Genomic DNA, 18,804 nt, shown 5'->3' with positions numbered 1-18,804 from the left:
GTTTTTCGCCGGCCAGAAAAGATACTCCTTCGGAGGCGGTCAGTCCACCCCCTCGAGGTTCCCATCCCCGTCGAAGCGCATGGGGACGGGTCCCTCGACGAGGTGCAACCGGGGATTCTCTCTCACCTCGTCGAGCAGCGCTTCCGAGACCCACATCCGGTGCAGCCGGAGGGTGTTCGTTATCCGTACGAGGCGGGCCTCCTCCGGTCGGACCCCGGCGCACATCTCGAGGGCGGCGGCGACCGCGAGCCGGTCGTTCGGCATGACCATCGGCAGCCGCACGGGCGCCGGGGTGGTGGAGGTGAGGGCGTTCATGTAGGTGGCCTCGCGGTCCATCTGCTCCTCGAGACGCCGGGTGACGACGTCGGCCATCCCGACGCCGTTGGCGTTGCCGCCGGTCTCCCCGGTGAGCGAGAGGAAGACCATCCGCTCCACGGATGGGCCGCCGGAGGCGTAGGGTGTCGGGTAGCGTCCGGTGACGTTCGGGTCGGCCCCGTCACCCGAGACGTTCTTGCCGATCTCGTCCACGACGAGCACGTCGATCTCGGAGAAGGGTATCCGCGGGAGGTTTCTCTTCGCCTCCTTAAGAAGCGGGATCTCCCTCTCGGGGAGCTCCTCCGCCGGGATCGCGACGATACGGCAGGGCTCCTCGTCGGCGTTCTCGAGCACGGCGAGCCCGAAGGCGACCCTGCCGGCATCGATGGCGACGCGGGCGGCCTCGGGGATGGTGCGGTGTATGTACTCCCAGCCGGCGGCGTGCACCGCGTGCGCCCCCTTCTGCTTGCCGAGCCCGATCGCGAGCATCTTGGTCGGCCCGCTCTCCACCTCCCCGCGGAAGGCGGTGTGCGGCTTCACGCGGTTGATGACCACGACCGCATCGGCCTCGAAGGCGTATCGGTCCATGTAGACCGGGACTCCCGCGGGGGTCCTCCCCACCTCGACGGCCTCCATCGTCGCCCGGATCGGGCACCCGACCCGCTCTTCGCTCACCCCCAGATGCCGCAACACCTCCGCCTGCCCCTCGGCGGTGGAGGCCCCGTGGCTCCCCATCGCAGGCACGATGAAGGGATCGGCCCCGGCGTCTTTGAGCGCCTCGACGAGCGCGGAGGCGACCTCCGCCACACGCCCCACACCCCGGCTGCCGACGCCGACCGCGACCGAACCCCTCGGGAGCTCCACCTCCCCGAGAGCCTCCCGCACCGCGGACCGGACGTCCCTTATGGCGGGCGGGCTCTCGAGCTCCTGTTCGACGAGCGCGACCCGCGGCGGCTCGACCCGCGAGAGCAACTCCTCCATCTCGCCGTGGACGGTCCTCTGCATGCCTCTCACCCCCACGAACACATCTCTCTCGGAGAAGGATAGCAGCAGAGCAAGGTCCAGCACCAAGGAGCCGTCTGGTTGGCGTCTCCGAGGTCGTCCTCCGGCCACGAGGGTTGTAGACTCTACCTGGAACGGGGAAGCCCGTTTGCCTTTTTGCGTTTGCGGGAAGGGTTACCCGCGTTCGAAGAGAGTCGTTTCGAGGAGGTATTTCGATGAGATACACGCGTTTTGGAAAGACAGACCTGAAAGTCTCCAGGGTCGCCTTCGGGACCTGGCAGGCCGGAGGGGACTGGGGTGCCCCGCAGAAGGACGGGATAGAGTCCGCCATCCGCCGGGCGCTCGACCTCGGCGTAAACTTCTTCGACACCGCGCAGGCCTACGGGTTCGGAGAAGCGGAGCGGCTGCTCGGGGAGGCCCTCGCCCCGGAACTGAAGAGCCGACGCGAGGAGATCGTCCTCGCCACCAAGGGCGGGCTCAGGATGGAGGGGGACAGGCTCCTGAGGGATGCGAGCCCGGGCTGGCTGCGCAAGGGTGTCGAGGACTCGCTGCGCTTCCTCGGCACGGACTACGTCGACCTCTACCAGCTCCACTGGCCCGACCCCGACGTCCCCGTCGAGGAGAGCGCCGGGGCGCTGGATGAGATGGTCAGGGAGGGCAAGATCCGCTACGTCGGCGTCTCCAACTTCGACGAGGAGCAGATGGCAGCCTTCGAGAAGGTAAGGAAGCTGGACGCGCTGCAGCCGCCCTATCACCTCTTCCGGCGCGAGATCGAGGAGCGCATCCTCCCCTACTGTGCCGGGCACGGGGTCGGGGTGCTGGTCTATGGACCGCTCGCCCACGGGCTGCTCTCCGGAAGGATGACGAAGCAGACGCGCTTCCCGGAGGACGACTGGCGCTCGAAGAGCCCGATGTTCCAGGGAGAGGCCTTCGAGAAGAACCTCGAGAAGGTGGAAGAGCTCAAGCGCTTCGCCGGCGAGCGGGGCTACACCCTCCCGCAGCTCGCCGTGGCCTGGACGCTCGCCAACCCGGCTGTCGACGCCGCGATAGTCGGGGCCAGGAGGCCGGATCACATCAAAGGGACTGCACCGGCGGCCGGGATAGACCTCTCCGAAGAGGAGCTGCGGGAGATAGACAGGATCATGCGGGGTGCGGTCCCGGTCGGCGGACCCGCCCCGGAGGGGATGTAGGAGAGAGACGGTTGAACGACAGGCTCCTCTCCTCCCCCAGAAACGCAGCGCTCGCTTTCGTCGCGCTGGCGCTCATCTGGGGGGCCTCGTTCCCCTTCGTCAAGATCGGGCTGCGGGACGCCCCTCCATTGCTCTTCGCCGGGATAAGGGTGCTGCTCGGAGGTTTCGGGCTGGCCGTTATCGCGGCCATCTGGGACGGACGTCCGAAGCTGCGTGGGGTCTGGCACACCTACGTCATCTCGGGCGTCTTCAACTCCGGGCTCTTCGTCGGGCTGCAGACGATAGCGGTGCTGGATCTCCCCTCCGGGCTCGCGGCGGTGCTGGTCTACCTGCAGCCGATCGTCACCGGGCTGCTCGCGGCCTTCTTCCTCGGGGAATCGCTCGGCGTGGCGAAAGTCGTCGGGCTCGTGCTCGGCTTCCTCGGGGTGGTGGCGGTGAGCTTCGGGGATCTCGGAGGGCACTTCGAGCTCCCCGGGCTCCTCGCCGGGGTGATCGGAGGGATCAGCTGGTCCATCGGCACGGTGTACTTCAAGCGGGTGCAGGGCGTGGTCTCGACGCTGTGGTTCATCGCGCTCTCGTTCCTCTTCGGCGGGGTCGGCCTCACGGTGGTCGGGAGCCTCACCGAGTCGTGGGGGGCCATCCGGTGGTCCTCGGGCGAGTTCTGGTGGAGCCTGCTCTTCATCTCGCTCGCCGCGATAACGCTCGCCTGGATACTCTGGCTCGGGCTGGTGAGCGCGGGGGAGGCCAGCCGGGCCTCGGCGTACATCTTCGTCGTCCCGCTCACCTCGGTCGCGATCGGCGTGATCTTCCTCGGCGAGCCCTTCACCGCCACGCTCGTCGTGGGGGCGCTCCTGATCATGATCGGCATCTACCTGGTCAACCGCACCCCGCAGGGCGGACAGAAGGGCGGGTCCGGATAACAGGTTGTACCCGCCGCCACAGGGTATAGACTTGTATTTGTTTTGATCGCAAAGGCGTCCCTCGTGGCGCCAGGGGCGCAGATTTTGGGTCTGTCATAAAGAGGCGGCGTTTTTGAAGACGTTCTTCAGGCTGATGTCGTTCACCCGGGGTCTCAGGTTGCTCCTGCTCCTCGGGATCTTCTGCGCGGTCGGCTACACGGTGAGCACGCTCGCCATCTCGTGGCTGGTCAAGGTCGGGATAGACCGGGCACTGCCGCACGGCTCCGGGAACGGCGATCCGGGGGCGCTCTGGAAGCTGGCCGGGGAGCTCGTGGCGCTCGCCGTCCTGCGCTTCCTCTTCAACGGCACCCGGAGGTACTCGACGAACTACGTCGGGCACGCGGTCGAGTACCGCATGCGGCGGGCGCTCTTCGAGAAGATGGTCGGCTTCTCGCACGGCCTCTACGATCGCGCCCCGACCGGGGAGCTCGTCTCCCGGGCCACCAACGACCTGCGCGTCATAAGGTTCTTCGTCGGCTGGGGCATGTTCCAGCTTTTCATCAGCGCGATCACGCTGGTCGTGGTGGCGTCGGTGCTCTTCTACCTCAAGCCCGCCCTCGCCGCGGTGGTGCTGCTCCCGATGCCGGTCCTGGCGCTCGCGGCCTGGCGGTTCGCGAGCCGGGTGCATCCGATCTTCCGCTCCGTGCAGCGGCGCCTCGCCGGCGTGACCGCGGCCGTGCAGGAGAACGTCTCCGGCATCCGGGTGGTCAAGAGCTTCGCCCGCGAGCCCTTCGAGCGGGAACGCTTCGGCGAGCGGGCGGAGGGCGTCTTCAGCGAGACGATGGCCGCGAGAGGATTGCGGGCCTTCTACATCCCGGGGATGAGCTTCCTGCCCGCGGTCTCGATAGTGCTCCTGATCTTCTTCGGCGGACGCGCGTACGCCGCGGGCAGCATATCTTTAGGGGACTTCGTCCTCTTCCAGCTATTCCTGATGCAGCTCGTCTCCCCGATGCAGAGCTTCGGGATGGTCGTGGACCAGGGCCAGCGGGCGCTCGCCGCCTCGGAGCGGGTCTTCGAGGTGCTCGACGTCACGCCGGAGATAGAGAGCCCTGAGCATCCCAGGCCCCTGCCCGAGAGCGGACCGCTCTCCGTCGAGATGCACGACGTCGGCTTCTCCTACGCCGGCGGCACCCCCGTGCTGCGCGGGGTCGATCTGAAGGTCGAGCCGGGCGAGACTGTCGCGCTCGTCGGGGCCACGGGCGCGGGCAAGAGCACGCTACTCTCGCTCATCCCCCGCTTCTACGACCCCGGGGAGGGCGAGGTCCTCGTCGGCGGGATCGACGTGAGGAAGCTCGACCTCACGGAGCTGCGGCGGGCCGTCGGGATCGTGCCGCAGGAGACGTTCCTGTTCTCCGAGAGCGTGCGGGAGAACATCGCCTTCGGCAACCCGGAGGCGACCGACGAAGAGATCGTGGCCGCCGCGAAGGCGGCCGGGGTGCACGACCAGATCTCCCGCTTCCCCGAAGGCTACGACACCCGGGTCGGGGAGTGGGGCATCACGCTCTCCGGCGGCCAGAAGCAGCGCGTCGCGATAGCCCGCGCGCTCGTCAGGCACCCGCGCATCCTCATCCTGGACGATGCCACCTCGAGCGTGGACGCCGAGACGGAGCGTCAGATCCAGGAGGCCCTGCGCGACACCTTGAGGGAGGCGGCGGGGCTGACGACGTTCGTCGTCGCCCACCGGCTCTCGACGATCCTGCTCGCCGACCGGATACTCGTCGTAGAGGGCGGGCGCATCGCCGAGAGCGGAACGCACGAGGAGCTGCTCGGACGGGGCGGGATCTACGCGAGGATGTACGGCTCCGACGCGGAGAGGGCCTCGGCGTGATGAGGCTGAAGCGCTACCTGCTCGGCTTCCCGCTCTTCCGGCTGCTCGCCTTCGCCCGGCCCTACAAGGGGCGTCTCCTCGCGCTCGCGTCCATCACCGCGCTCTCGGCCGGGGCAGACCTCGCCGGGCCGCTCATCGTCGGCTACGCGATAGACTACGGACTCGGGGCCAAGAGCGGGCATGCCAGCATGGGCGTGATCTACGCGACGGCCGCCCTCTACCTGGGGGTGAGCGCCGCCTCGTGGGCGATGGGATACGTGCAGACCTACGGGATGGGCTGGGTCGGCCAGCACGTCATCCTCGACCTCAGGAACACGCTCTTCGGACACCTGCAGTCGCTCTCGCTGCAGTACTTCTCCGAACAGCGGGCCGGCTGGATCATCTCGCGGCTCACCAACGACATCGAGAACTTCACCAACCTCCTCAACGACGGGGTGCAGAACCTGATCAAGAACACCCTCACCCTCGTGGGTGTGCTGGTCGCGACCTTCATCCTGGACTGGAGGCTCGCGCTCGCCGTGATGTCCATAAGCCCGCTCATGGCCACGGCAACCATCTTCTACCGCCGCTCGAGCATGCAGGCGTTCCGCCGGGCCCGCGAGGCGATAGCCGAGGTCGCGGCCTTCCTGCAGGAGAACGTCTCCGGGATGCGCGTCGTGCAGGCGTTCACCCGGGAGCGGCGCGCCCTCGCCGACTTCGAACCCAGGAACCTGGCCTACCGCCGGGCCAACGTCCGCTCGACCCGGCTCTCCTCGGTCTACTTCCCGGCCGTGGAGCTCATGGGCGCCCTCGCGCTCGCGATAGTCCTGCTCTACGGCGGCTTCCGGGTGATCTCCGGCGCGATGACCGTCGGGCACCTGGTCGCGTTCATCGGGCTCATCAACATGTTCTTCCAGCCCATCCAGGGTCTCTCGCAGCTCTACTCGGACCTGCAGAGCACGATGGCCTCGCTCGAGAAGGTCTTCTCGGTGCTCGACACCGAGCCGGACCGCGCGGACAGCCCAGAGGCGAGGGAGATCGTACGTCTGGAGGGGCGGGTGGAGTTCGACCGCGTGAGCTTCTCCTACCCGGACGGCGAACCGGTGCTCAAAGACGTGAGCTTCCGCATCGAACCCGGCGAGACGCTCGCGATCGTCGGCGAGACCGGCGCCGGCAAGAGCACGATAGCCAAGCTCCTCTCCCGCCTCTACGACCCGACCTCGGGGACGGTGTGCATAGACGGCACCGATCTGCGAAAGATCCGCGGTTCCTCGCTGCGCTCGCACATGGGCGTTGTCCTGCAGGACACGTTCCTGTTCACCGGCACCATCGAGGAGAACATCCGCTACGGACGCCCGGACGCCACCCACGCGGAGGTCGTCGCGGCGGCGAAGGCCGTGGGAGCAGACGACTTCATCCGCGCCTTCCCGGAGGGCTACGAGACAGAGGTGCGCGAGCGCGGCGGCAGGCTCTCGGTCGGCGAGCGCCAGCTCATCGCCTTCGCCCGGGCGCTTCTGGCGAACCCGCGCATCCTGCTCCTGGACGAGGCGACCTCGAGCGTGGATCTGGCGACCGAGGCCCGCATCGAGAGAGCCCTCGAGAGGCTCCTCGCCGGGCGTACCTCGGTCGTCATAGCCCACCGGCTCTCAACCGTGCGCGGGGCCGACAGGATCATCGTCGTGAGCGACGGACGCGTCGTGGAGCAGGGCACCCACGAGGAGCTCGTCTCCCGCCCCTCCGCCTATCGCCGGCTCTACGAATCCCAGTTCGCCGCCGCCTGAGATCCCCGGCGCAGCCCGCAGCCTGCAGGGCGAGACGTTCCGGGTATGAGGTGTTACAAAAATCACCGTAGCCCGGGACCATCGAATGGAAGTCGGGAGATGTCCAGGTGGTTGTTTTGCGCGCTGACTGGATTTATGACCGTGGCCCTCCTGGTGCTCTCCTGCTCGCCGGTACGCACCCCATCCGCTCACCGCAGCGCGACCAAACCCTCTCTGACCGACATCAGGCTCGCGATGGATAAGAGGTGTCCGAAGTCCGTACCGATAGCGGTAGTAAGCGGAGCGAAAGCGGTTGAGAACAAAGGCCCCGGTATATCCAAGGAGCTGGTGCCGCCTGGAGCCAACCATCTCAGGGTCTGCCGCTACGTGGTGGCACCTCCTGAACAGGATCACAAGCCGGTCCCTCCTCCCCTGGCGAGCTCCATGGCGACCAGCTCACAGGGCGAGATCGAACACCTGCAGAGACTCCTCGACTCCTTCGCTCCGGTAGAGAAAAACCAGTCCCTCTCGTGCCCGGCGGAGCGCAGGCCCGACACGGCGCTCGCCGCCTTTTCATACCCCGGAGGCTCAAGGACGGTCATCGTAGACATCAGACTCTCCGGATGCCTGATGGCCTCGAACGGTGCAGGTGTCTACCGACCAGACAACGGAGACAAGCTCCTGGCCGAGATGAACTCTCTGGTTCCTCTATCCCGCCGCCGTTGAGTGCTCTTCCGGTAACCTCGAACGTTCCCGGAATATAATGGACTGTAGTCCAGATAACGGGAAGGAGCCGGCCATGAACCACGAATCCATCCCCGCGGGGACCAGGATCGGTCACGTACACCTCAAGGTCTCCGACCTCGAGCGTGCCATCGGCTTTTACCGCGACCTGCTAGGCTTCGAACTGGTGACACGCTTCGGGGAGGCAGCGGCGTTTCTGTCGGCGGGCGGCTACCACCACCACATCGGGCTCAACGTCTGGGAGAGCAGGGGCGGCTCACCACCCCCACCCGGTTCCACGGGGCTCTACCACTTCGCCATAAACTATCCGGAGCGCAGGGACCTGGCCCGGGCCCTGAAGCGGCTTCTGGATGCCGGCTGGCCGATCGACGGGGCCTCGGACCACGGCACCCACGAGGCCATCTACCTCCACGACCCCGACCACAACGGCATCGAGCTCGCCTGGGACCGGGATCCGGGAGAATGGCCGAGGCTCGGCGGGAGGCCCACCTTCACCAGGCGGCCCCTGGACTTCGACGGGCTCCTCGCCGAGCTGGAGTCCCCGGTGACCGGCTAGGCCCTGGGGCCTGCCTCGCGCACTTCGCTGGGGACAGCCTCGCCGAACTTCTCGAAGTTCTTCTCGAAGAGCGTGGCGAGCTTCTTCGCCTGCCGGTCGTAGGCCTCTTTGTCGGCCCAGGTCTCGCGCGGGTCCAGGATCGAGGCGGGCACGTCCGGCACCCGCTCCGGCACCTCCAGCCCGAAGACCGGATGGGTGTGGGTGGAGACGTTATCGAGCTCCCCGGAGACCGCGGCGCGGACCATCCTGCGGGTGTAGGCGAGCTCGACGCGGCTTCCGACCCCGTAGGGCCCGCCGGACCAGCCGGTGTTGACCAGGTAGCAGCGCGAGCCGTGTTCTCTGATCCTGCCGGAGAGCATCTCGGCGTAGGTCGTCGCCGGGAGCGGCAGGAAGGGAGCACCGAAGCACTCGGAGAAGGTTGCCTCGACCTCGGACTCCATGTCCGCCTCGGTCCCGGCGAGCTTGGCGGTGTAGCCGCTGAGGAAGTAGTAGGCGGCCTGCTCCGGGGAGAGGATGCTTATCGGGGGGAGGACGCCGAAGGCGTCGGCCGTCAGGAAGAGGATGGCCTTCGGGTGTCCGCCCATCCCGTCCGGGACGACACCTTCTATGTACTCGAGCGGGTAGGCGGCGCGGGTGTTCTCGGTGATCGAGGCGTCAGAGTAGTCCTCCCTGCGGGTCCTGCGGTCCACGACGACGTTCTCCAGGATGGTTCCGAAGCGTATCGCGCCGAAGATCTGGGGTTCCTTCTCGGGGGAGAGGTCTATGGTCTTGGCGTAGCAGCCGCCCTCGAAGTTGAAGATCCCCCGGTCGGACCAGCCGTGCTCGTCGTCGCCGATGAGGTGCCGCTCGGGGTCGGCGGAGAGGGTGGTCTTGCCGGTCCCGGAGAGGCCGAAGAAGAGCGCCACGTCCCCCTCGTCGCCCATGTTCGCCGAGCAGTGCATCGGCAGGACCCCGTGCTCGACCGGCAGGACGTAGTTGAGGACGCTGAAGATGCTCTTCTTGATCTCCCCGGCGTAGCCGGTACCGAGGATCAGGACGACCCTGCGGGTGAAATCCAGCCCGACGAAGGTCTCGGAGTTGGTGCCGTCCTCCTCGGGTTCGGCGAGGAACCCGGGGAGCGAGATGACCGTCCAGTCGGGCTCGAAGTCGTCGAGCTCTTCGAGCGCCGGCCGGCGGAAGAGCTGGTAGGCGAAGAGAGCCTGCCAGGCCTGCTCGGCTATCACCTGCACGTTGAGGCGGTAGCGGGGGTCGGCGCCGGCGTAGACGTCGGCGATCCAGACCTCCTCCAGCCCGTCCACGTACGCCGCGGCCTTCTTGAGCAGCCGCTCGAAGTCCTCGGGGTCGAAGGGCTGGTTCGGTCCCCACGCCACCCGCGACTCGGTGTTCTCGTCGCGCACGATGAACTTGTCCTTCGGCGAACGCCCGGTACGCTTGCCGGTCTTCGCGACCAGGGCCCCCGAACCGGAAAGCATCCCCTCGCGCCTCCTCACGGCGGCCTCGATGAGCCGCGCGGGGGGCAGGTTCTCGTGCAGCGTCCCGGGTTTCTCGACCCCGAAGCGTTCGAGCGTCGCCTTGCGTACCAGCATGTCCATAGATGCTCTCCCTCTCACCCTCTGAGTGCGCCCCACATCCTCTGCGGAAGCGCAAAGACCTGCCCAGGAAGTTTAACATTTGGCATACTCCGCCGGCTCGCGCGCAAGACCGGCCGGTGGTAAACGGGTTCACTTCTCTGCGAGGAGGGAGAGCTTTGCGCGAGGTAAGGGTCGAGGAGGTGACCGCCGCGGTGCGCGACGCCTGCATCGAGGCGAACGTCTCGCTCGGGGTGGATCACCTGGCGGCGCTGCGCCGGGCGCTCGAGCGGGAGCGCTCGCCCCAGGGCCGCGAGGTGCTCGAGAAGCTGCTCGAGAACGCGCGGGTGGCCCGGGAGGAGCGGGTCGCCTTCTGTCAGGACACCGGGTATGCGGTCTTCTTCGTCGAGGTCGGGCAGGAGGTGCACTTCACCGGCGGGAGCCTCCCGGAGGCGATAGACGAGGGCGTCCGGAGGGGCTACCGGGAGGGGTACCTGAGAAAGTCGATCGTGAAGAGCCCGGTGGAGAGGATCAACACCGGCGACAACACCCCGGCGACCGTCTACTACGAGATCGTGCCGGGGGAGGCGCTCCGCTTCACCGTCCTGATAAAAGGTGCCGGATGCGACAACATGAGCGCCCTCAGGATGCTTACGCCGGCCGAGGGGGTCGAGGGGATGAAGCGCTTCGTGGTGGAGACGGTCGAGCGGGCCGGGCCGAACGCGAGCCCGCCGGTGACGGTCGGGGTGGGGATCGGGGGACCGTTCGAACGCGCGGCGCTCCTGGCCAAGAAGGCGCTCACCCGACGCTCGGGCGAGCCGAACCCGGACCCGGCGATGGCAGGGCTGGAGCGCGAGATCCTCGAGGAGATCAACGCGACCGGAATAGGCCCTGCCGGCTACGGCGGCACCGAGACCGCGATCGCGGTGCACATCGAGAGCGCACCGACCCACATCGCCGCCTTCCCCGTGGCGGTGAACCTGGACTGCCACTCACACCGGACCCTCTCGTTCGAGCTGTGAGTGGGACGATGGAGCTCAGGATTCCGCTCTCGCGGGAGGATATCGAGCCGCTACGTTCGGGGGACGTGGTGCGCCTGCACGGGGTGCTCTACACCGCCCGCGACGCCGCCCACGCCCGGATGAAACAGGCGCTGGAGCGCGGAGAGCCCCTGCCGTTCGACCCGGAGGGACAGGTGATCTACTACACCGGCCCGGCCCCGGCGAAGCCCGGCCACCCGATAGGCCCCGCCGGGCCGACGACCGCCTCCCGGATGGACCCCTACGCGCCGCTGCTGATAGAGCGGGGCCTGCGCGGGATGGTCGGCAAGGGTGTACGCTCACGGGAGGTCGTGGAGGCGATGCGCAGACACGGCTGCGTGTACTTCGGGGCGGTGGAGGGCACGGCGGCGCTCCTGGCGAAGTGTGTGAGGGAGGCGGAGGTCGTCGCCTACGAAGACCTCGGGGCCGAAGCGGTCCGCCGCCTCCTCGTCGAAGACTTCCCCGCCGTGGTGATCAACGACCTCCACGGCGGCGACCTCTACCGCGAGGGCCGGGAGCGGTGGCGCAGGCGCTGAAGAAAAAGTTGCGCGGGTTGAAACCCTAAGGCTCCCGGTGCGTAGAGTTGTGACAGAGCAGGCCGGGCCGCCACCCATCATCCCCCCTCCCTTCCGGCCCGGCCTCTCTGGTTCGAGACGCAGGGAGATGGAGATTGAGATCGGAGAGCATCCTTTCGGCCGTGGTACTGCTGCTCAGCGCGCTGCTCGCGGGCTGCTCCGCCGGTGGAGGGGCCTCCACCGGCGGGACCTCGGCCTCCGCGGGGACCGCGGGCGGTTTCACCGCGGGCGTCTCGTCGGGAGCATCCTCTGTAAGGCAGGGCTCCTCCACGGGTGGGACCAGCGGTCAGCAGGCGACCCTGAGGCTCTCCGGAACCCCGGGGGTGGCGTTCTCGGGACGCTGCACCGTCGGGGGCAGGACGGAGACCTTCGAAGGCAAGACGCCCGCCGTCTACACCTACGAACCCGGCGGACGACAGCTTGAGTGCCAGATCCACCGGCAAAGCACCGGCGGCACCCTGGAGGTCACCTTCGATGCCCCCGGAAGCCACACCACCCAGCGGATGAACTCCCCGAACGGTACGCTCGAGATCACCTACAGGAACGGCAGCCTCTCGGTCTCGCAGTCTTCGAGCTAGCCGAGAACGAGGTCCCTGACCTTCCGGACGTAGGCGTCGGGGTCGGTCTTGCGCCGCAGGCCGCCCTCGGACATGTAGCGCACCTTCCCGAAGATCTCCCTCTCGGGCCAGCCACGGTCGTGCAGCCCGAACACCCAGCCGACGTTGGCGTAGGAGTTGGGGTCGCGGCCATCGAGGAAGTACCTGTTGTTCAGGTAGAGCGCCGTCCTGTAGGCGTACTCGGGTGTGCCGGTCCACTCCAGGATCTTCTTTCCCCAGTACATCCGCATGTGGTTGTGCATGTATCCCGTATGACGGAGCTCGTTCATCGCCGCGTTCCAGTACGGATCGTGTGTGGCGGCGTCCTCGAGCTGGCTGCGGGTGTAGATGTGCTCGCGCTCATCATCCCTGTGCTCCGCCAGTGTCCTCCTCGCCCACTCCGGGAGGCTCGAGTAGCGGTGGTAATCCGGGGTGTAGAAAACGAAGTTGATCGCCAGCTCGCGCCGCACGACGAGTTCTTCGAGGAAGGCGGCGACGTCCTCTTCGGGGGCGCCAGAATCCAGGACGCGCAGTGCGACGTAGACGGGAGAGATCTGCCCGAAGTGCAGGTATTTGCTCATGTGCGAGACGTCGTCCGTGTGAGGCTGGTTGCGGTTTCTGGCGTAGGAGGAGAGGTGCTCGCGCAGAAACCTCTCCAGGAGCCGCCCTGCCTCCTTCGTCCCACCCCGGAAGAGGTGCCCGACGGGAGGAACGCTCCGGTCGAGGTCCATCGCCCGGAGCACCGCCTCTGCGTCCGTGAGGTCGAGCCCTTTGCACCTCAGGCCCAGCGAACTCCGCTCCACCTCCTGCTTCTCAGGCAGCACAAGGAAGTCCTCGAGGTGGTGTTTTATCTTCGGGCGCAGCGTCCGGGCGGCGGTCTCCCGCTTCTCCGAAGCCAGCTCGATGGGGACCACAACGTCCGACTCGACCTGTACGACCTCACACCGCGCCCCGCGGGCGACCTCCTCGCGCCAGCGCCTCTGGTGGTGGAGGTACCCGCGGTCGCAGACGACGAGCGCGGCGTCTTTTGCGGCCTCGAGCGCCACCTTCTTCGGCGATCCCCGCCGCACGAGCATCTTTATCCCGCGTTCTTCCAGGGCACGCTGCGTCTCCCGCAGTCCCTCCAGCATGAACGCGTGGTGGCGGAGGTTGGCCTCCGGGTAATCGTCGGTGAGGCCGAAGACGACGAGGAGAGGAAGATCCAGCGCGTTGGCGCGTGATACGGCGTACTCCAGGGCGGGGTTGTCTTCCGCCCGCTGCGACTGCTGCATCCAGTAGAGGACGTAGTCACCCCGCACCACGTCTTTACCATTCAGGGGTTGGACACGTTCCTCCCGGACCCCGTCTCCCGACATCTCACACCTCCGCGGCTCGCTCTACGGGGAGAATAGGGAGCCCGGCGGGAGGGTGTTGGGTGAGCGGACACAGCCGCGGCGGGATATGCCAGACTATCCGGAAGCGTCTCCCTGGCGCCCGGAAAGCCAGCCACCGAGAGCGGCGAGCAAACACGCGGGGGCGGAACCCGGACGGGTGAGGCCCGGAGATGCCTGGGGTCCGGCCCTACCTGGGCTCGAAGCGCAGCGCGGCGGAGTTGATGCAGTAGCGCTTGCCCGTGGGCTCCGGGCCGTCGTCGAAGACGTGGCCCTGGTGGGCGCCGCAGTTCGCGCAGTGGACCTCGATGCGGCGCATGAAGAGGCTGTCGTCGACCTCGGTTCCGATGTTCTTCTCGTCGATCGGGGCCCAGAAGCTCGGCCAGCCGGTCCCGGAGTCGTACTTGGTCTCCGAGCTGAAGAGGGGCGTACCGCAGACCACGCAGCGGTAGACCCCCTCCTCGTGGTTGTCCCAGTAGCGCCCGGTGAAGGGCGGCTCGGTCGCCTTCTGGCGGGTCACCGCGTACTCCTCGGGGGAGAGCTCCCGGCGCAACTGTTCGTCGGTCTTTCCTGTTTTCTCGCTCATACCCCGATTCTAGCACCACCTCCGGCGCGCTCCAGGAACGAGAGCGCCTCCTCCACAGAGACCACGTCGGCGTACTTGGCCTGGATGTCGAAGAGGTTCGCCTCGTGTGGAGGTGCGGCGCGGTCGCCGACGCACTCGCGGGGCACGAGCGCCGGGTAGCCGTGCTGCAGCAGGTCTATGGCCGTCGCCCGGATGCAGCCGCTCGTCGTCGCGCCGCAGAGCACCACCGTGTCCACCCGCAATGAGGTGAGGACAGCGGCGAGGTTCGTCCCGAAGAACGCCGACGCCCCCTTCTTGACGATGAGGGTCTCGTCCTCGCGGCGCCCCAGGCGGGGGTCCAGCTCGACCCAGCGGCTGCCGAGCCGCAACTCACCCAGAGAAGGGACCTTCCTGACCCAGAGCGCCCCGTCGACGAGGTTCTCCTCGAAGCCGATGGTGGTGAAGATCACCGGGAGGCCGCGCCGGCGGGCGGCGTCGAGCAGGCGACGGGTGGCCTCTATTTCGGCGGTCATGTCCGCCCCGAGGGGGCACTCGGGGTCGGTGAAGCCGCAGCTGAAGTCCACGACCAGGACCGCGGGTCGCTCTCCCAGGGCGCCGAGGCGCCCGCCCATCCGGGCCCGCTCGTAGACGCGGCGGGTCTGCTCGTCGGTCATCCGCGATCACCCAACGCTGATCGGGCGCTCACCGGCCGTCCCGGGAAGCTCCTCGCCGAAGCGCGCCCGCTTCACGAAGCGCCCGGCGCCGGGGCTCGCGACCAGCTCGCCGTTCTCGACCAGGACCTGCCCGCGCAGCAAAACGGTCTCCGGAACCCCGGTGACCTCGGTGCCCTCGTAGAGGTTGTAGTCGATGTTCGAGTGGTGGGTCGAGGCGGAGATGGTCTTCTTTTTGTTCGGGTCGAAGATTACGATGTCCGCGTCGGAACCCACGGCTATCGTGCCCTTGCGCGGGTAGAGCCCGAAGAAGCGCGCCGGGGCGGTCGAGAGCAGCTCGACCATCCTGTTGAGCGAGATGCGTCCCTCCCGCACGCCGAAGTTGTGGATCATCATCAGCCGATCCTCGACGCCGGGGCCTCCGTTTGGGATCTTGGAGAAGTCGTCTTTGCCGAGGGTCTTCTGGCCGTCGAACTTGAACGGGCAGTGGTCGGTCGAGATCACAGAGAGCACGCCCGTGGAGAGCGCGTGCCAGAGGTGCTCCTGGTTCTCCTTGGGGCGCGGCGGCGGGGTGTAGACGTACTTGGCGCCCTCGAAGTCTGGCTTGTCCAGGTAGCTCTCGTCGATGAAGAGGTACTGGGTGCAGGTCTCGCCCCAGGCCCGCCAGTCGGCCTCCCTCGCGCGGGCCACCGGTTCTATGGCCTCCCTGCACGAGACGTGGACGACGTAGAGCGGGGCGTCGGCGAGGTGGGCGAGCTGGATGGCGCGGTTGGTCGCCTCGCCCTCGGTTATCGGGGGACGGGTCGCGGCGTGCCACTTCGGCTCGGTCTTCCCCTCCGCGAGCGCCTGCTTGACGAGCACGTCTATCGAGTCGCCGTGCTCGGCGTGCACCATGACGAGGGCGCCCGTCTCGGAGGCCAACTGCATCACCTTAAAGAGCGTCTCGTCGTCCACCATGATCGCGCCCTTGTACGCCATGAAGAGCTTGTAGCTGGTGACGCCCTCCTCGGGGGCCTTCGCGAGGTCCTCGAGCGTCCCCTTCTCGTGGAGGTCGGTGACGGCGAGGTGGAAGCCGACGTCGATGACCGGCTTTGCGCGCTCTATCTTCTCGTGCCAGGTTTCGAGCGCCTCCGGGAGCGTCTGCCCGGCCTGCTGCAGGCAGAAGTCCACGATCGTCGTCGTCCCGCCGAAGGCCGCGGAGATCGTGCCGGAGGTGAAGTCGTCGCAGCTCACGGTCCCGCCGAAGGGCATCTCCATGTGGGTGTGCGGGTCGACGCAGCCGGGGATGACGTACCTGCCGCTCGCGTCTATGACCTTCTCCGCCCGCACGTCGAGCGAACGCCCGATGAGCGAGATCGTATCGTCCTCGATGAAGATGTCCCCCACGTAGTCGTCGGCGGCGGTGATGATGCGGCCGCCTTTTATCAGAACGGACATGCTTCTCCTTTCCTCGTCTCTCCTCCTCCAAGATACCCTATCCCGCGGCGACGAGCCTCCTTATCGCGTTGAGCATGACCTCGACCCCGAGCGCGGCGTCCGCCGGGTCGCCCTTCTCCTCGGGCGAGTGGCTCACGCCCTCCTCGCAGGGGACGAAGACCATCGCGGCCGGCACCCGCCCGGCGACGCACATGGTGTCGTGGGCGGCCCCGGAGGGCATGCGCAGGTAAGGCTCGCCGCTCGCCCGGGCGGCCTCCTCGAGCGCCCCGACCACCCGCTCGTCGAGCGGGGTCACCGACAGGCTCTGGCGCTCCGAGTAATCGGACGTGGCCCCGCGCCGCCGCGCGGATTCTGCGGCGAAGTCCCGCAGGCGGCGCGCCACGCCGCGGAAGGCGCTCTCGTCCACCCCCCGGATGTCTAGAGAGAAGCGGGCCCGGGCGGGGACCGCGTTGATCAGGTTAGGTTCCAGCTCCACCTCGCCCACGGTCCCGACCGTACCCCCCGGCGCCTCCCTGGCGAGGCGCTCCAGCTCGAGCATGCACTCGGCCATGACGAGCCCGGCGTCGCTGCGGAGGTCCATCGGGGTGGCCCCGGCGTGGTCGCTGCGCCCGAGGACGGTGATGTCCGCGTGGACGTAGCCGGCTATCGCGTCGACGATCCCCAGGCGGTTTCCGGTGTCCTCGAGCACCCGGGCCTGCTCTATGTGCAGCTCGATCCACCCGACGAGGTCGTCGAGGATGCGGGCGCACTCCCGCCACCGCTCCGGCTCGTAACCGGCCTCCTTCGCGTGCTCGAAGAAGGTGCGCCCGTCGTCTATCGCCCGGAAACTCCTGAGCTCCTCCTCCGAGAGCCGCCCGGCGACGATGCGGCTGCCCAGGACCATCTGCCCGAACCCCGAGCCCTCTTCCTCGAGGAACGAGATCACCTGCAGGGGCAGCCCGAGCTCGAGCTCCTCGTTCAGCCGGCAGACCTCGAGCGCCGCCACGACCCCCATCGTCCCGTCGTACTTGCCGCCGTTGCGGTTGGAGTCGCAGTGCGAGCCTATTCCGAAGACCCTCTCCCCGGCGGGACGGTTGCGGGCGACGAGGTTCCCGACGGGGTCCTCGGTGCACCCGAAGCCCACGGCCTCCAATTCCTTGATGAAGTAGTCGAGGGTGTTGCGGTACTCCGGGGTGTAGGCGTAGCGGCGTATCGCCTTACGCGAGCGGGTGTAATCCGGCCCGGCGAGCGTCTCGATGTCGCGCTCCATCCTGCGGGCGCTCCTCTCGCGGTCTATTGAGATCCAGCGTTCGCTCATGACGATCCTCCCCGGACCGAGACACGCTCTCCGAGCGGCACCGCCGCAGCGCCGAGCAGCCCGGAGAAACCCCCGAGCGAGGCGAGGAGGCTATCCTCCGGTATGTCGCGGGTGATGAAGACGACGCGCGAGCGGTGGTCCCTATCCGGCCAGCGGTCGAGGTGCTGCGGCGGGTGGATGACGTGCTGGACGCCGTTCAGGACGACGGGCCCCGGTCCCCCCGTGTCCAGGAGCCCCTTGACCCGCAGCACGCTCTCGCCGCGGGCGTGCAGGAGCATGCTGAGCCAGATCCCGAAGGCCGTCCAGTCCACCGGCCCGTCGAAGGTGACCGAGACGGTGTGGGTCGAGGCGGTGTCGTGCTCCTGCAGCCGCGGGAGATCCCGCTCCCCCACCCGCACCACGGGAGAGAGGAGCTCCCTCACGTCCACCTCTCCGAAGGATGCCTCGACGATGCGTACCGAGGGGTTTATCGCCCCGATGCGCGCCTCGAGCTCCTCCTTCGCTCCCGGACCGGCGAGGTCGGTCTTGGTGATGACGATCTCGTCCGCCGCGGCGACCTGCTTCGTCGCCTCGGGGCTCCCGGAGAGCTGCATCGCGCCGTTCACCGCGTCCACGGTGGTTATGACGAGGTCGACCGTGAAGTGGTGGGAGAGCACGGGGTGGGAGAAGACGGTGTGGAGTATGGGGGCGGGGTCGGCGAGCCCGGTCGTCTCTATGACCACGCGGTCGAGCGCGGGGATCTCACCCCGCTGGCAAAGGTCCAGAAGCTCCCCGAGCGCCGCCACCAGATCCTCGCGCTCGCTGCAGCAGACGCACCCGCTTCCCAGAAGGAGCGTCCTCTCGGCGACGGGCCTGAGCAGGTGGTGGTCGAGCCCGACCTCGCCGAACTCGTTGACGATGACGGCGGTGTTCTCGAGCTCCGGCTCCCGCAGCACACGCGAGAGCAGCGTGGTCTTGCCGCTCCCGAGAAAGCCGGTCACGACGGTCACCGGGATCGTCACCGTCCACCCCCTTCTTTCAGACTCTCGAGCAGCGCCGCATCGAGCGGGTCCGGCACCCTGCCCGAGAGCCGCTGCGCCGCGGGCCACAGAGCGCCCAAGTCCTGCACCAGCTCCGATCTGCCCTTGCGGTCACGCAGCAGGTACTTGCTCCCGCTCCAGTCCTCGACCTTCAGGCCGTAATGTGGGAGCACCCCGTTGAGCAGGGCCACCCTGTGGGCCCTGTCCCGGCGCCGGTCCCGCTGGTGCTCGCCCGGGTCGGAGCCCGGTCCGGCCGCGAGCGCCCGGTCCGTGACGTGACGGTCGGTCCAGTGGAGCCGCCCGACGAAGTCCTGCCCGCACAGCACACACACG

At 67.9% G+C, this 18,804-nt stretch carries 18 protein-coding genes; 9 read left to right on the top strand and 9 right to left on the bottom strand.

Going from position 1 to position 18,804, the window contains the following annotated elements; genetic code table 11:
* Positions 1–39 precede the first annotated feature (39 nt).
* A complete protein-coding gene (locus PJB24_RS12505; RefSeq protein WP_475852783.1) occupies positions 40–1,320 on the bottom strand; it encodes a nickel pincer cofactor-dependent isomerase, group 22 in 1,281 nt (426 codons plus the stop codon).
* A 212-nt stretch (positions 1,321–1,532) separates the two neighbouring features.
* Here PJB24_RS12505 and PJB24_RS12500 point away from each other — a divergent pair, with 212 nt between their 5' ends.
* From PJB24_RS12500 to PJB24_RS12475, 6 genes are all read left to right on the top strand, one after another.
* Complete coding sequence (locus PJB24_RS12500; protein ID WP_273846361.1) at positions 1,533–2,507, top strand: aldo/keto reductase; 975 nt, start codon at positions 1,533–1,535, stop codon at positions 2,505–2,507.
* Positions 2,508–2,518: 11 nt separating this feature from the next.
* The gene (locus tag PJB24_RS12495; RefSeq protein WP_273846360.1) at positions 2,519–3,427 is read left to right on the top strand and encodes a DMT family transporter; all 909 of its coding nucleotides are present in this window, start codon (positions 2,519–2,521) and stop codon (positions 3,425–3,427) included.
* Between the two features lie 112 nt (positions 3,428–3,539).
* Positions 3,540–5,294 carry an ABC transporter ATP-binding protein gene (locus tag PJB24_RS12490; protein WP_273846359.1) on the top strand — a complete coding sequence of 585 codons (1,755 nt, stop codon included), beginning with the start codon at positions 3,540–3,542 and terminating at the stop codon, positions 5,292–5,294.
* Positions 5,294–7,054, top strand: coding sequence for an ABC transporter ATP-binding protein (locus tag PJB24_RS12485; protein ID WP_273846397.1), 1,761 nt, complete (start codon positions 5,294–5,296; stop codon positions 7,052–7,054). Before PJB24_RS12490 ends, PJB24_RS12485 begins: the two co-directional genes overlap by 1 nt.
* 99 nt (positions 7,055–7,153) lie before the next feature.
* Positions 7,154–7,759, top strand: a complete 606-nt coding sequence (locus PJB24_RS12480) for a hypothetical protein (protein ID WP_273846358.1) — start codon at positions 7,154–7,156, stop codon at positions 7,757–7,759.
* 73 nt (positions 7,760–7,832) lie between these two features.
* Complete coding sequence (locus PJB24_RS12475) at positions 7,833–8,333, top strand: VOC family protein (protein ID WP_273846357.1); 501 nt, start codon at positions 7,833–7,835, stop codon at positions 8,331–8,333.
* Here the strand turns inward: PJB24_RS12475 and pckA are convergent.
* Positions 8,330–9,925, bottom strand: coding sequence for a phosphoenolpyruvate carboxykinase (ATP) (gene pckA / locus PJB24_RS12470; protein ID WP_273846356.1), 1,596 nt, complete (start codon positions 9,923–9,925; stop codon positions 8,330–8,332). The genes PJB24_RS12475 and pckA overlap by 4 nt on opposite strands.
* A gap of 155 nt (positions 9,926–10,080) precedes the next feature.
* On the opposite strand from pckA, the gene PJB24_RS12465 reads away from it, so the two are divergent.
* The 3 genes from PJB24_RS12465 (at position 10,081) to PJB24_RS12455 (ending at position 12,094) form a co-directional block, all read left to right on the top strand.
* A complete protein-coding gene (locus PJB24_RS12465) occupies positions 10,081–10,923 on the top strand; it encodes a fumarate hydratase (protein ID WP_273846354.1) in 843 nt (280 codons plus the stop codon).
* A gap of 8 nt (positions 10,924–10,931) precedes the next feature.
* Positions 10,932–11,477, top strand: a complete 546-nt coding sequence (locus tag PJB24_RS12460; protein WP_273846353.1) for a Fe-S-containing hydro-lyase — start codon at positions 10,932–10,934, stop codon at positions 11,475–11,477.
* Between the two features lie 134 nt (positions 11,478–11,611).
* Positions 11,612–12,094, top strand: coding sequence for a hypothetical protein (locus PJB24_RS12455; protein ID WP_273846352.1), 483 nt, complete (start codon positions 11,612–11,614; stop codon positions 12,092–12,094).
* On the opposite strand, the gene PJB24_RS12450 is transcribed toward PJB24_RS12455, so the two are convergent.
* From PJB24_RS12450 to PJB24_RS12420, 7 genes are all read right to left on the bottom strand, one after another.
* Entirely contained in the window at positions 12,091–13,467 is a 1,377-nt protein-coding gene (locus PJB24_RS12450) for a deoxyribodipyrimidine photo-lyase (protein WP_273846351.1), read from the bottom strand. The two genes, PJB24_RS12455 and PJB24_RS12450, sit on opposite strands and share 4 nt — an antisense overlap.
* Positions 13,468–13,672: 205 nt before the next feature.
* Complete coding sequence (msrB, locus tag PJB24_RS12445) at positions 13,673–14,068, bottom strand: peptide-methionine (R)-S-oxide reductase MsrB (protein WP_273846350.1); 396 nt, start codon at positions 14,066–14,068, stop codon at positions 13,673–13,675.
* Positions 14,065–14,721, bottom strand: a complete 657-nt coding sequence (locus PJB24_RS12440) for an isochorismatase family protein (RefSeq protein ID WP_273846349.1) — start codon at positions 14,719–14,721, stop codon at positions 14,065–14,067. The genes msrB and PJB24_RS12440 overlap by 4 nt, the downstream gene beginning before the upstream one ends.
* Positions 14,722–14,727: 6 nt before the next feature.
* Positions 14,728–16,155: a dihydropyrimidinase gene (hydA, locus tag PJB24_RS12435; protein WP_273846348.1), complete on the bottom strand. Its 1,428-nt coding sequence runs from the start codon at positions 16,153–16,155 to the stop codon at positions 14,728–14,730.
* 37 nt (positions 16,156–16,192) lie between these two features.
* A complete protein-coding gene (locus tag PJB24_RS12430; protein ID WP_273846346.1) occupies positions 16,193–17,452 on the bottom strand; it encodes a Zn-dependent hydrolase in 1,260 nt (419 codons plus the stop codon).
* Positions 17,449–18,453, bottom strand: a complete 1,005-nt coding sequence (locus PJB24_RS12425) for a CobW family GTP-binding protein (protein ID WP_273846345.1) — start codon at positions 18,451–18,453, stop codon at positions 17,449–17,451. Before PJB24_RS12425 ends, PJB24_RS12430 begins: the two co-directional genes overlap by 4 nt.
* Complete coding sequence (locus tag PJB24_RS12420) at positions 18,450–18,803, bottom strand: hypothetical protein (RefSeq protein WP_273846343.1); 354 nt, start codon at positions 18,801–18,803, stop codon at positions 18,450–18,452. Before PJB24_RS12420 ends, PJB24_RS12425 begins: the two co-directional genes overlap by 4 nt.
* Position 18,804 lies beyond the last annotated feature (1 nt).

It is taken from the genome of Rubrobacter calidifluminis (genome assembly GCF_028617075.1).
GTDB lineage: Bacteria > Actinomycetota > Rubrobacteria > Rubrobacterales > Rubrobacteraceae > Rubrobacter_E > Rubrobacter_E calidifluminis.
Note: the sequence above shows the minus strand (reverse complement) of the source record. Positions and strands in the feature narration are given on the sequence as shown.

Bases quoted from the DNA above. Each gene is read 5' to 3' on its own strand.
- PJB24_RS12480 (WP_273846358.1), top strand. From the start codon at position 7,154: ATGTCCAGGTGGTTGTTTTGCGCGCTGACTGGATTTATGACCGTGGCC.
- PJB24_RS12460 (WP_273846353.1), top strand. From the start codon at position 10,932: ATGGAGCTCAGGATTCCGCTCTCGCGGGAGGATATCGAGCCGCTACGT.
- hydA (WP_273846348.1), bottom strand. From the start codon at position 16,155: ATGTCCGTTCTGATAAAAGGCGGCCGCATCATCACCGCCGCCGACGAC.
- PJB24_RS12440 (WP_273846349.1), bottom strand. From the start codon at position 14,721: ATGACCGACGAGCAGACCCGCCGCGTCTACGAGCGGGCCCGGATGGGC.
- PJB24_RS12500 (WP_273846361.1), top strand. From the start codon at position 1,533: ATGAGATACACGCGTTTTGGAAAGACAGACCTGAAAGTCTCCAGGGTC.
- PJB24_RS12505 (WP_475852783.1), bottom strand. From the start codon at position 1,320: ATGCAGAGGACCGTCCACGGCGAGATGGAGGAGTTGCTCTCGCGGGTC.
- PJB24_RS12475 (WP_273846357.1), top strand. From the start codon at position 7,833: ATGAACCACGAATCCATCCCCGCGGGGACCAGGATCGGTCACGTACAC.
- PJB24_RS12430 (WP_273846346.1), bottom strand. From the start codon at position 17,452: ATGAGCGAACGCTGGATCTCAATAGACCGCGAGAGGAGCGCCCGCAGG.
- pckA (WP_273846356.1), bottom strand. From the start codon at position 9,925: ATGGACATGCTGGTACGCAAGGCGACGCTCGAACGCTTCGGGGTCGAG.
- msrB (WP_273846350.1), bottom strand. From the start codon at position 14,068: ATGAGCGAGAAAACAGGAAAGACCGACGAACAGTTGCGCCGGGAGCTC.
- PJB24_RS12485 (WP_273846397.1), top strand. From the start codon at position 5,294: ATGAGGCTGAAGCGCTACCTGCTCGGCTTCCCGCTCTTCCGGCTGCTC.
- PJB24_RS12450 (WP_273846351.1), bottom strand. From the start codon at position 13,467: ATGTCGGGAGACGGGGTCCGGGAGGAACGTGTCCAACCCCTGAATGGT.